Source organism: Bradyrhizobium sp. (assembly GCF_049691595.1).
Taxonomy (GTDB): Bacteria; Pseudomonadota; Alphaproteobacteria; order Rhizobiales; family Xanthobacteraceae; genus Bradyrhizobium.
The window spans coordinates 1-12,342 of the sequence record NZ_JBAVNZ010000306.1; the positions used below are offsets into that span (position 1 = coordinate 1).

Below are 12,342 nucleotides of genomic sequence, written 5' to 3' on the forward strand. Positions count from 1 at the left end.
GCATAGAACCGCCGCAGCGGTTCCAGTTGCGTCGCCGCTGTCGCCGCCCGATAGGCTTCGCGCGCCGCCGCATGACGGCCGAGCCGTCGCAGCAGATCGGCGCGCACGGCCGGCAGCAACTCGTAACCCTTGAGCCCGCCGCGCGCCTCCAGCGCATCGATCAGGTCGAGCGCCCGCGCCGGTCCGTCGACCATCGACACCGCGGCGGCAGCATTGAGCTCGACCACCGGTGACGGGCTGATCCGCAGCAGCACCTGATAGAGGCCGGCGATCTGCGGCCAGTCGGTGTCTTGATAGTTCGGCGCACGGGCATGGAGTGCGGCGATCGCGGCCTGCACCGCATAGGATTGCGGCCGTCCCGGCATCCGCAGCGCGTGCTCGACGAGCATCACGCCTTCGGCGATCTGGCCTGCATCCCACAGCGTGCGATCCTGCGCTTCCAGCAGCACGATGTCGCCGCCCGCGGTCTGGCGCCCGGCGCGCCGCGCATCATGCAGCAGCATCAGCGCCAGCAATCCCTTGATCTCGCCGCGCCCTCCGATCAGCGCGTCGAGCAGGCGCGCCAGCCGGATCGCTTCGCGCGCCAGATCCGGCCGCATCAGGTCCTCGCCGGAGGTTGCGGCGTAGCCTTCGGTGAACACGAGATAGATCACCGCCAGCACGCCGCGCAGCCGCGGCTCCAGTGCGTCGTGTTCCGGCACCTGATAGGGAATGCCGGCGAGGCGGATTTTCTGCTTGGCGCGGACCAGCCGCTGCGCCATCGCCTCTTCGCTCGAGAGAAACGCGCGCGCGACCTGCGCCGTGGTCAATCCGCACACCGTGCGCAGCGTCAGCGCAACCTGCACCTCGGCGGCAAAGGAGGGATGGCAGCAAGTGAAGATCAGCCGCAGCATGTCGTCGTCGAGGGCGCTGTCCGCCGCCTCGGAAGGGGCCGATGCGTTGAGCAGGAGCTCGTGCGTCAATTGCGCTTTCTGGCCGCGAAACGCGATGTTGCGGCGAACGCGGTCGATCGCCTTGTTGCGGCCGACATTGACCAGCCAGGCGCGTGGATTCGACGGCGGATCGCAGGCCCGCCAGCGCTCCAGCGCCACCGCAAACGCGTCCTGCAGCGCGTCTTCGGCAAGATCGAAATCGCCGACCAGACGGATCAACGTGGCCAGCGCCCGGCCCGCCTCGTCGCGGAAGATTTTTTCGATCTCGACGGGAGTCATGAGTAAGCCCCTGGCAGCCGTCATTCCGGGGCGTCCCAACGGGTCCGCGCAAAGCTCGGCCCGATGAGACGAGCCCGGAATCCATAACCACGATCGTGAGTATGAATTCCGGGCCTGCGCCAAGGGGCGCATCCCGGAATGACGGCTTTGCCGTCAATTATAAACCCAGATCGGCCGCACCTCGATCGAGCCGAATCTCGCGCCGGGAATGCGCGCGGCCATCGCAAGCGCGGCATCGAGGTCCCTGGCTTCGACCAGATAATAGCCGCCGAGCTGCTCGCGGGTTTCCGCGAACGGACCATCCGTGGTCAGCGTCTTGCCGTCGCGGACGCGCACCGTGGTCGCCGTGTGCGTGTCCTGCAACCGGTCGCCGGCCTTGAAGTTGCCGCTTTGGATGATGGACTGGGTGAACGCGCCATATTCCTCGTACACCTTCTGAAGCGACGCCGGGTCGATTTTGCCGTACTCGGCCTCGTTCTGATAGATCATCAGCAGATACTGCATTTTTGTTGCTCCTCTTGATCGGCTGGATCGCCGACACCCGGTCGAACGGGCGCGGCACAAAACGACATCTTCAGGATAATTTGTTCTGACCGGCTTGGCGGCCGTTATCGGCTTGACGCCGCGCCCCGGAATCCCCATTCCTTAAAGCGTCAGTCGGCCGGACGGCCGCTCCCGCACCGGCCGAAAGGCCGCGGGGGAGGAAAGTCCGGGCTCCATCGACATACGGTGCCGGATAACGTCCGGCGGGGGCGACCCCAGGGACAGTGCCACAGAGAACGAACCGCCCGCCTACGCCCTTCGGGGCTTCGGCGCGGCAGGCCCCCGGGCTTGCTGCGCCATAGCAGCGCAAGCTGCGACGGCGAGCAAGGGTGAAAAGGTGCGGTAAGAGCGCACCGCGGGTCCGGCAACGGAACCGGCATGGCAAACCACACCGGGAGCAAAACCGAATAGGGACGGCAACGCGGGCTGTTCGCGAAAGCGATAACGCCGCAGGGCAATGTCAGGCTCGCCGTCCGGGTAGGTTGCTCGAGGCCCTGCGCAAGCATGGCCCCAGAGGAATGGCCGTCACGTATCGTCCGCGCAAGCGGGCGGTGCCCTACAGAACCCGGCTTACAGGCCGGCTGATATCTTGAGAATGAGGGGTTCGGCGTTAGCGCGCCGGACCCCTCGCCATGTCAGGCATCGTCATTCCGGGGCGTGCGAAGCACGAACCCGGAATCTCGCGCAACAAGCTCGAGATTCCGGGCCCACGCGAAGACGCATGTCCCGGAATGACGTCCTGGACTGCTACGCCACTATCCTCTCCAGCAGCGCCATCAGCGCCTGCGGCGCGGTGACGTTTGGCGAATGGCTGGCGTCGATCTCAAAATAGCGCCAGCCTGCCTCGCTTTTCGTGCGCGTGGCGAATTGACCGAATGTGTCGGCCGGCGTGATGCGGGTGGCGTAGATATAGCTGCGCGGCAGGGTCAGCGCGCCGCCCTGCAGCTTGAGCTTCATCTCGAAACATTTGATCGGCATGTCGACGCGGCGCGCGGTCAGCCATTCGAGGTCGGCGGCGGAGGTGTCCGGCGGCGTCGGATTCGGCGGCACGCGCCAGCCGTCGCCGGAAGCCGCGAGTTCCTGCATGCGCGTTCGCGCCACTTCGTTGAGGTCGAGCAGCGACTGTCCGTTGTTTGGCACGAAGGCGTCGAGATAGATCAGCTGCGTGACACGGTCGCGCGCGCGATCGGCGACGCCGGTCGCGACCATGCCGCCATAGCTGTGGCCGAGCAGCACGATGTCGCGCAAATCCTCATACGTGATGACGTTCAGCACGTCCGCAATGTGGGTTTCGAGATCGATCGACGGGTTGGCCAGATGCGCCCGCTCGCCGAGACCGGTATAGGTCGGCGTGACCAGCCGGTGTCCGGCCGCCTGCATCAGCGGATGCATCTTCTTCCATGCCCATCCCGCCGACCAGGCGCCGTGGCAAACGAGAAAGGTTTTGGGGGATGGTGAATTCATTGGGTGGTTTCCGCGAAATAATTGTTGAAGCACGATCGGCGATAGTACCTCGCCGCGGCGTCGTGTAAACGTGCGCGCCCCGGAATGACGGCCCAACGCATGGCCGCCATGCGGCGCGAGCCAAAAACTGTACGCGTGCGCGCAAACCCGCTAACCACGCCCACCATGACTTCTGCCTCATTTCAGCGTGAACGCCTCGGCCTGCTGCTGGGCTTTGTCGGCATGGCGATCTTTGGCGGCACGCTGCCGGCGACGCGCATCGCGGTTTCGGCGATCGACCCGATTGCATTGACCGCGCTGCGCACGGCAATTGCAGGCCTTTGTTCGCTGGCATTGCTGCTCGCGTTGCGCCGGCCGCCGCCGCCGCGCGCGCTGTGGTTTCAACTCGCCGTCACCATGCTGTGCGTCGGCATCCTGTTTCCGTTCCTGATGGCGCTTGCGATGCAAACCGTCGATGCCTCGCATGGCGGCGTGGTGATGGGCATCCTGCCGATCGCTACCGCGCTGGTCGCCGTCGCCATCACCCATGAGCGGCCGAGACCGCTGTTCTGGATCGCCTCCGTCTCCGGTGCGGCGCTCGTGGTGGCGTTTGCGTTGCGCCAGGGTGGCGGCGCGTTCTCGGCCGGCGATTTGCTGCTGTTCGCGGCGATCGCGGTATCGGCGATCGGCTACGCCTTTTCCGGCCGGCTGACCACGCAAATGCCGGGCTGGGAAGTCATCAGCTGGGTGCTGGTGATCGCGCTGCCGGTCTCGCTGCCGGCTGCCGTGCTGACGCTGCCGGCGGATCCGACAGAGATCGCCATAAAACCCTGGCTCGCGCTGCTTTACGTCGCGATTTTCTCGCAATGGGTCGGGTTCTTTGCCTGGAATGCCGGGATGGCGATGGGCGGCATCGCCCGGGTCTCGCAGGTGCAACTGCTGCAACCTTTCGTCACGTTTGCGCTCGCCGCCTATTTCGGCGGCGAGACGATCACGCCGCAGATCGCGCTGTTCGCCTCCGCCGTGGTTGCGACGGTGGCGATCTCGGCCCGCACGCGGGTTCGGCAGACCCCGGCCGTTCAGGCCTGATGTGCGGGATTCGGCGCGGATCGCCATGGATCAAGCGTTCGCCTGTAACGCTCCGCGGGAGGCCGTCTGCTACAAGGCAATTCGATCAATTCCGGCTACCCGGAGCCGGCCTCGCGTCAGTTCCAAGCTCGGTGGATTCAATCGAGGTGGAGAAAAGACGGGCGTAGCGATCACTGCCGATCCAACCGACAAGTCCGATCGCGACGACAACGGCAAGCAACATCGCCGAGAATTTCATCACAAAATTCCTCCTGCGCTGTTTGCGAAAACTCCAGATCGTTCGTCGCCCCCGGAGATGGTGCCGTACTTCACAATTCAGAACGCGACCCTCAGCCCGCCCTTCGCCGTGCCGATGCGGCTCTGGTCGGACATCATCATGCCTTCGATGGCGCCGAACACCCGCGATGTTGGCGTTGTCGCGCAAAGCGCGATAGGCCCGAGACCGTTGCACAACTGCAACGATCATGTCGTTTCAGGAAATTTCCCGCAGCGGACTGGCGTTGGCCGCGACGAGCTTGATCAGCTCCGCCTGCCGGCTGGTGCCGGTCTTTGCGAACAAATGCTGCAGATGGGTCTTGACGGTGGCTTCCGATATCCCGACCACCACGGCCACGGCCGAAATGCTGCCGACCTCGATCATCGCCGCGAGCACGCGTAATTCGGCCGGCGTCAGCCGATACAGTTTCGACATGGTTTCCATCGCCAACGGCGTCTCGAGCGATGCCTTGTGAACGAACACCGCGGCGACAGCGGAACACGCCGTGCCGGCCTGCTGCCTCGCCCCCGAGGTCAGCGGCAGGACATGGGCAAGCCAGATATCCGCCGGCGGGAAGGAAAGCGGGATCGCGACCCCCCTTGTTCCGACCGCGGCGTCCCCGTGGCGCGCCAGGGCAATGACATCCCGCAGCGCCGTCGCTGCACGCGGATCGACGGCGATCAGCGTGCGGTTTTCCCGACAAACGGCTTTCCTGTCGTCGAGCATGATCTGCCCGGAGGTGTTGGCAAATATCAGGCACGCGTTCCTGTCGACGAGAAAGACGCCGGCGGCGAGGCCATTCAACGTATCGGCAAAACCCCTCGCCTCCGTCGCGTTGAGATCCAGCACGTTTCCGATCAGCACCGCCCGGCGAACATGCGGGATGATGAGCCGCATTCGCCGACGCATCTCTTCATCGACCAGGCCCTGCGCGTCGTCCCGAAAAATCCCGAATACCGAAAAGCTCGTCGCCGACTTGTCGAGATTGACCCCGAGATGATCCAGCCAGCGCTGAGGTTTTGCCCACTCCTTGTAAACACGCGATTCGAAGAATTCCTTGTATGGAATGCAATCGCCGATGCTGTAGGCCTGTCCCACGTCAAACATGAACTGGCAGGTAGTGGCAGGATCGATTCTTACATATTCGTCGAAGTAATGTATGGCCGGCGTGTCCGATCTCGAATTCCAGTACAGAGTCGTCTTGCCGGTCTTGCGGGCGGCGTTCTTCGAATAGAGCGCGACCGCAGATCCGCCGACGAATTCCACCGACTTTCGCAGCGCCTCGGGCCACAGGGAGCGGTCGAGCGTGGTGTCGTAGACCGTTCCGATCAGGTCCGAGAGAACTTCCGAATCCGGAATCATCGCGCCTGCCTCACCATCCCCGGGGTTGATATGGCAACACGGGGCCCATCGCGTCAGCCGAACGGCCGATGCGATCCAATCAGGCCGTCAGCGGCGTCGCATAGGCGGCGACCAGCTTGACGAGGTCGGCCTGCCGGGTGGCGCCGGTCTTTTCGAACAAGCGGCCAAGGTGGGTCTTGACCGTGGAATCGGAAACCCCAAGCGCCGCGGCAACCTTTGCCACGCCTCCCACCTCGACGATCGCCAGCAGCACGCGAAGTTCGGTCGGCGTCAGCTTGAACGCCTTGCCGATGACCTCGGGAGGCGACGGCGTCGACAACGCCGCCTTGCGAACGAACAGCGCGGCCGCGGCAGTATAGGCGATGCCGGCCCGGCGCCGCGCGCCTGACGTCAAGGGCAAGACATGGGCGACATAACGCTCGCCGTCCTTCCCGGCCAGCGGCACCGCGATGCCCTTGGTGCCGAGCGCGGCATCGCCCTGGCCGGCGGCGGCAAACACCTCGCGCAGGGTCTGATCGATCCTGGCATCGCAGGCGACCAGCCGTCCGCCGACGACACGCAACACGTCGCCCGCGGCGATGATGGCGTGCCCCGCGGCATTGGCATGAACGATTCGCCCTTCCGCATCGATCAGGCACATGCCCGCGCTGAGCCCGTCCAGCGTTTCGGCGAAGGTCTCGACCTCGGCGGCCTTCAGATCGAACATCCTGCCGATCAGAACCGCGCGACGGATGTGGGGGACGATCAGGCGCATGCGACGACGCGCTTCGTCGTCGACGATGCCGTTGCGTTCATGGCGAAACACCCCGAACATCGCCACCGACGTCGCCGACTTGTCGAGGACGGCGGTGGCGAAATCGACCAGGCCCTGCGGCCGCACCCATTCCCGATAAAATCGAGTCTCGGTAAATTCAGCGTAAGGCATCAGATCGGCCGTTGCGCAAGGCTCCCCTATCTCGGCGAAGAACTGTCCCGTGGTGGCGGGATCGAGCGCGATATACTTTTCAAAATAGAGCTGCTTGTAATAGGGGTCGGTTCCGACGTCGTAGTGCACGTCGCCGAGCTGCCCGGCGGCATCCTTGGAAAACAGCGCTGCGCCGACCCCGCCGACGAAATCCGCGGCCCGCGCGATCACGCCTGGCCACAGCGATTGGTCGAGCGCCGCGTCGTAGATGTCACCGATGAGGTCGCTGAGCTTCTGATTGTCCTCGGCCGGCGCGGAAGGCTGAGGTGCTGTCTGTCGACGTGTCCCGAGATCCATTGGTAGATGTCCTCTAATGCGTCACCGGAAATTCAAGTCAGACGAAGCGGCAAGCTGCGGGGGAGCAACCCGATCGAACGCAAAGCCGCGGTCATGCCCTTCTTGTCAAAGCGAAGCGACGGCTCAAACGCCGAGCCTGTCGGTAAAAATACCGCCGAACCCGCTCCAGACCCGGCATGGCGCGGATCATACAAGTCGAGCTCCACGACAGTCTGTGTGATCGATCACAGCCGGCGTCATAGCCGCGGTGCAATATAAAACATCCACCGATCGGATGACGCCTCGCGGTGACGCGCAACGAGGTCCCGCTTTTCAGGAGCAATTCATCCCTCGCGACGGCCAGGGCAAGGCGCCCCGGTCCGCCATCTTTGATCGATGACGATATCAATGCCCGTTCGCGGATGCCTTCCACACCTTGCTGGCGAACTGCTCGTGGCGACCCGCTCTAGATCGAAAGCCGGGGCGCGCGCGTCGCCCGATCGGCTGAGCGGCCGCCAGATTCGAGGCCCCGCGAGGTGGATGATCGGGGATGGTTGCACAACGGCAACGGTGATCGATGTTCCTTCACTGCGCCGCCGAGACCTGGCCGAACTCGGTCGCCTGCCGCTCGAACAGACCCCGATAGATGCCGTCGGCCCGCGCGGTGAGCACCGAATGCGTGCCCTGTTCGACGATCCTGCCGTGATCGAACACCAGGATGCGGTCGAGGCTGCGCACGGTCGACAGCCGGTGCGCGATCACGATCGAGGTGCGCCCCTTCATCAGCCGCGCCATCGCCTGCTGGATCAGCCCTTCCGATTCGGAATCGAGGCTCGAGGTCGCCTCGTCCAGGATCAGCACCGGCGCGTCGGCCAGGAACGCGCGTGCCAGCGCCACGCGCTGCCGCTCGCCGCCCGATAGCTTGACGCCGCGCTCGCCGACCAGCGTGCCGTAGCCTTTCGGCAGCCGCAAGATGAAGTCGTGCGCGTTGGCGAGCCGGGCCGCCTGCTCGACCGCCACCATGCCGGCGCCCGGCCGGCCATAGGCGATGTTTTCCGCGAGCGAACGGTGAAACAGGATCGGATCCTGCTGCACGATCGCGATCGCCTGAAGAAAACGCGTCAAAACGAAAACTAATGCGCCGGCCCCGTCGGCAGCGCCGCCGGCTTTTTCAACAGCATCACCAAAAGGCTGAGGCCGAAATAAAACATGGTCAGCATGACGAAGGCGTCGCCATAGCCCATCACCACCGCCTGGCGATGCACGATCTGGGACAACTGCTTCATCGCCATCAGCGCGGCGTCGCCCATGCCCTGCAGGCGCTGGGTGAGCATCGCGAGCGTCTCGGTCGCGGTGGCGTTGCCCCAGTGCACCCGCTCCTGCAGCCGCGCGATGTGCAGATCGGTGCGTTCGTTCAGCACCTGGTTGATGAGCGCCAGTCCGACCGCGCCGCCGAGATTGCGCGTCAGGTTGAACAGGCCCGAGGCATTCTTCACCCGTTGCGGCGGCAGCGTGCCGAGCGCGATGGTGTTGGTCGGCACCATCGCCAACATCATGCCGATGCCGCGCAGGATCTGCGGGATCAGCAGTTCATAGAAGTCATAGTCGCGGGTGATCCCGGTCATCTGATACGAGCCGAGCGCGAAGATGACCAGGCCGGCGGCGATGATGTAGCGCATGTCGTATCTGGTCATCAGCCGCCCGACGATCGGCGCGGTCAGGAACATGGTCAGCCCCGAGACGAACATGGTCTCGCCGATCATCAGCGCGCTGTAGCCGCGCACTTCGGCGAGATAGCGCGGATACATGTAGGTCAGGCCGTACAGCCCGATGCCGATGCAGAACGAGATCAGGCAGCCGATGCCGAAATTGCGGTCGGCGAACGCGGTGATATCGACGATCGGCTCCCGCGCGGTCAGCACGCGCCAGAAGAACGCGATCGCCGAGATCGCGCCAACCGCGGCGCAGACCGCGACGGATGTATCCTGCAGCCATTCATATTGCGGTCCTTCCTCCAGCACATATTCGAGCGAGCCGAGAAAGCCCGCCATGAACAGCAGGCCCCACCAGTCGAAATGCTCGAGCAGCCTGAAATCCGGCTGGTCGAAATCGACCAGCACCAGCACGCCGATGGTGATGCCGATGCCGGGGACGACGTTGATGAAGAACAGCCAGTGCCACGACATCACATCGGTGATGAAGCCGCCGATGGTCGGGCCGATGGTCGGCGCCAGCGTCGCCACCAGCCCGATGATCGGGCCGACGATGTAGAACTTCGAGCGCGGAAACACCGTGTAGGCGGAGGCGAACACGGTCGGGATCATGCCGGCGCCCAGAAATCCCTGGATCGCGCGCCACAGGATCATCTGCTCGATCGAGGAGGCGAAGCCGCAGAAGAAACTGGCGATGGTGAAGCCGGAGGCCGAAATCGCAAACAGCAGGCGGGTGCCGAGCGCGCGCGACAGGAAACCGGACAAGGGGATCGCGATCACTTCCGCGATCAGATACGCGGTCTGGACCCATGACACTTCGGTCAAGCTCGCCGACAGACCGGCCTGGATGTCGGAGAGCGAGGCCGAGACGATCTGGATGTCCAGGATCGACATGAACATCCCGAACACCATGATCAGGAACGCGAACAGTCGCCGCGGCGCGATGCGCTCGGACGGCGGCGCCGCGGCGTTCATCATGACAGGCGGAGCGGTGGGTGCGTTCGCCATGATCTGCTCAGGCCATGCGCCCGGGCTTCGCCCGAGGCTTTGAAAAGCTACTTCGGATGGACCATCGGCGGCGAATCGAGGTCGGCTTCATTGTCCGCATCCGCCGCGCCCTCGCGCGTATCGACGGTGGTGTAGACCGACATGCCCGCGCGCAGCAGGTTTTGCCTGGCGACTTCCCTGGGCACGCGAATCCGGACCGGAAGCCGCTGCACGATCTTGGTGAAGTTGCCGGTGGCGTTGTCGGGCGGCAGCAGCGTGAACACGGAGCCTGCGGCGGGCGAAATGCTGTCGACCGTGCCGGCAAACTTGCGATGGCCGTAGGCGTCCACCGAGATCGTCACCGGCTGGCCCGGGCGGATGCGCCTGAGCTGGGTTTCCTTGTAGTTGGCGTCGATGAAGACGTCGTCGAGCGGCACCACATTGCCGAGCCGCTGGCCCGCCTGGATGAAGTCGCCGGTGTTGACGAGGCGGTTGGAGAAGGTGCCGTCGACCGGCGCGCGCACCGACGTGAAGCCGAGGTCGCGCTCGGCCCTGGCAAGCGCGGTCTGCAATTCCATCAGTTGGGCACGGGCCTCGTTCTGCTGCGCCTTGGTGACTTCGACATTGTCGCGCGCGGCGTCATGGGCCGCCTCGGCCGATTTCACCGCGGCGACGCCCTGGTCGCGTCCGGCCTCGGAAACCTCGAAGGTGGCGCGCGAGGCAAATCCCCTGGTGCTCAAGGCCTGCTGGCGGTCGAAGTCGAGACCGGCCCGCTTCAATCCGGCTTCGGCCGAGACAAGCTGCGCCCTCGCCTGCTCGACCGCGCTTTCCATCGCGGCGACCTGGCGGCCGATGCGGTCGATGGTGGCCTGCTGGGTCGCGATCTTGCTGCGCGCGGCCTCGACCGCGATGCGGTAGTCGCCGTCATCGATCTTGAAGATCACGTCGCCGGCACGGACGATCGAATTGTCTCCGGGAAGGATCGCCGCGACATGGCCCGCCACCCGCGCGCCGAGGGTGGTGTTGTTGGCGCGGACATAGGCGTCGTCGGTGGAGATGTAGAAGCGACCGGCCAGAAAGTAGTAGACGCCGTAACCCGCCGCCGCGAGCGCGAGCAGCGCGACGACGCCCATCATCGCGAATTTGCGCTTTGCCGATTTCGGCGCGGCCGGGCTGAGCGCTTCGGTCGACGGCGCCGCCGGTTTCTCGGTGGCGGGACCGCCGGGCACCTCCGCGGGACGGCGCCTGGTTTCGTCCGTGACGTCAGTCCGAAGCTGATGGGCCGGATCGATCGCGGCGTCGCGCAGGGCATCGCCATCCGCCGTTTCCGGCCCGGAACGAAGGATGCGTGCGGCCTGGTCTCTCGCTGCGGCCATTTTCGGCCTCCTCATTACTAATGTCGCGAGGCAGCCCGGCCCGAACCGGCCTCGCGCATCGTCAGTTTCACAAATACATTGACCGAACGGTTCGGTCAAGATAAATTAGTTTGCCCGCTCCGTAGCACAGGAATTCCTGCTCGTGCATATCGCCGGTTGAAATCTTTGCCGGGAACCTGAACCAATGGTTGCAGCCACTCCAAACCCGCTTCATCTCGTCGGCGACGAGGACAGTTCGAAACGCCGCCAGATCCTCGATGGCGCGCGCAAGGTCTTCATGGATCTGGGGTTCGATGGCGCCAGCATGGGCGAAATCGCCCGCTCCGCCGGCGTCTCCAAGGGAACGCTCTATGTCTATTTCGCCGACAAGAGCCGGCTGTTCGAGGCCATTGTCGAGCAGGAGACGCTCGAGCAGGGCAAGGCGGATTTCAACTTCGACCCGGCGCGTGACGTGCCGACCACACTGATGGAATTCGGACAGGCCTATATCCAGCTGCTGTGCCGGCCCGGCGGCGGATCGGCCACCCGGACGGTGATGGCGATTGCCGAACGCATGCCGGAGGTCGGCCGGCGGTTCTACAACAATGTCGTGGCGCTCACGATCGCCAGGCTTGCCGGCTATCTCGAGGCGCGAACGAAACTCGGCGATCTCGAGATCGAGGACTGCCAGCTCGCGGCAACGCAATTCATGCAGTTGTGTCAGGCGTCGCTGTTCATGCCGTTCCTGTTTCAGGCGGCGCCGGCGCCCTCGGCGGAACGGATCGCGCGGGTGGTCGGCAGCGCGACGCGGATGTTCCTCGCGGCGTACCGGGTGAAAGCCGCCTGACCGGCCGCACGGCTTTTTTTGATCGGCGCGGCGTTGGACTACGGAGATTGCTTGCCTACGGGCTGGCAAAGCAAATGGCTGTTGTGCAAGGGAAACGATTTCCGGCTGACCGATGTGAACATTGCCTGACCGGGCTCCTGACATCGAAGTCGCAAGCGAGCGGAGCATGCGATCCGAAATGACTTCCGCTTTCGGGGTATCGCGGTTATCGCCGGACTTGCCGCCGACTCGAGCCCGGCGCGAATGACCCGAGGCGGACGTGTCCACGAATGCGATTATTGTCCCGCTGATGGAGTT

Annotated in this window: 11 protein-coding genes, 1 other RNA gene and 1 pseudogene; 3 read left to right on the top strand and 10 right to left on the bottom strand. The window is 64.6% G+C overall.

Going from position 1 to position 12,342, the window contains the following annotated elements:
- Together WCE35_RS13550 and WCE35_RS13555 are read right to left on the bottom strand one after the other, a co-directional pair.
- The coding region (locus WCE35_RS13550) for an RNA polymerase sigma factor (RefSeq protein WP_424593860.1) at positions 1 to 1,211 on the bottom strand (1,211 nt) is incomplete at its 3' end.
- A 153-nt stretch (positions 1,212 to 1,364) separates the two neighbouring features.
- Entirely contained in the window at positions 1,365 to 1,715 is a 351-nt protein-coding gene (locus tag WCE35_RS13555) for a YciI family protein (protein ID WP_424593861.1), read from the bottom strand.
- A gap of 149 nt (positions 1,716 to 1,864) precedes the next feature.
- Between WCE35_RS13555 and rnpB the strand changes: the two genes are divergently transcribed.
- Positions 1,865 to 2,343: RNase P RNA component class A (rnpB, locus tag WCE35_RS13560), an RNA gene on the top strand.
- 158 nt (positions 2,344 to 2,501) lie between these two features.
- Here rnpB and WCE35_RS13565 read toward each other — a convergent pair.
- Positions 2,502 to 3,218 (bottom strand): alpha/beta fold hydrolase, encoded by a 717-nt coding sequence (locus tag WCE35_RS13565; RefSeq protein WP_424593862.1) that lies wholly within the window; start codon positions 3,216 to 3,218, stop codon positions 2,502 to 2,504.
- A gap of 165 nt (positions 3,219 to 3,383) precedes the next feature.
- Between WCE35_RS13565 and WCE35_RS13570 the strand changes: the two genes are divergently transcribed.
- Positions 3,384 to 4,286 carry a DMT family transporter gene (locus WCE35_RS13570; protein ID WP_424593863.1) on the top strand — a complete coding sequence of 301 codons (903 nt, stop codon included), beginning with the start codon at positions 3,384 to 3,386 and terminating at the stop codon, positions 4,284 to 4,286.
- 85 nt (positions 4,287 to 4,371) lie between these two features.
- Here the strand turns inward: WCE35_RS13570 and WCE35_RS13575 are convergent, their stop codons facing one another.
- The 7 genes and pseudogenes from WCE35_RS13575 to WCE35_RS13605 all read right to left on the bottom strand — a co-directional run bounded on the left by WCE35_RS13575 (position 4,372) and on the right by WCE35_RS13605 (position 11,219).
- The gene (locus WCE35_RS13575; RefSeq protein ID WP_424593864.1) at positions 4,372 to 4,524 is read right to left on the bottom strand and encodes a hypothetical protein; all 153 of its coding nucleotides are present in this window, start codon (positions 4,522 to 4,524) and stop codon (positions 4,372 to 4,374) included.
- Between the two features lie 77 nt (positions 4,525 to 4,601).
- Positions 4,602 to 4,745: a hypothetical protein gene (locus WCE35_RS13580; protein WP_424593865.1), complete on the bottom strand. Its 144-nt coding sequence runs from the start codon at positions 4,743 to 4,745 to the stop codon at positions 4,602 to 4,604.
- Positions 4,746 to 4,758: 13 nt separating this feature from the next.
- Positions 4,759 to 5,904: a helix-turn-helix transcriptional regulator gene (locus WCE35_RS13585; RefSeq protein WP_424593866.1), complete on the bottom strand. Its 1,146-nt coding sequence runs from the start codon at positions 5,902 to 5,904 to the stop codon at positions 4,759 to 4,761.
- Positions 5,905 to 5,983: 79 nt separating this feature from the next.
- The gene (locus WCE35_RS13590; protein WP_424593867.1) at positions 5,984 to 7,165 is read right to left on the bottom strand and encodes a helix-turn-helix transcriptional regulator; all 1,182 of its coding nucleotides are present in this window, start codon (positions 7,163 to 7,165) and stop codon (positions 5,984 to 5,986) included.
- Positions 7,166 to 7,729: 564 nt separating this feature from the next.
- Positions 7,730 to 8,248: pseudogene (locus tag WCE35_RS13595) on the bottom strand (ATP-binding cassette domain-containing protein); the annotation flags it as partial.
- 29 nt (positions 8,249 to 8,277) lie between these two features.
- Complete coding sequence (locus WCE35_RS13600; protein ID WP_424593868.1) at positions 8,278 to 9,864, bottom strand: DHA2 family efflux MFS transporter permease subunit; 1,587 nt, start codon at positions 9,862 to 9,864, stop codon at positions 8,278 to 8,280.
- Positions 9,865 to 9,911: 47 nt separating this feature from the next.
- Entirely contained in the window at positions 9,912 to 11,219 is a 1,308-nt protein-coding gene (locus WCE35_RS13605; protein ID WP_424593869.1) for an HlyD family secretion protein, read from the bottom strand.
- A 184-nt stretch (positions 11,220 to 11,403) separates the two neighbouring features.
- Between WCE35_RS13605 and WCE35_RS13610 the strand changes: the two genes are divergently transcribed.
- Entirely contained in the window at positions 11,404 to 12,045 is a 642-nt protein-coding gene (locus tag WCE35_RS13610; protein WP_424593870.1) for a TetR/AcrR family transcriptional regulator, read from the top strand.
- Positions 12,046 to 12,342: the final 297 nt, after the last annotated feature.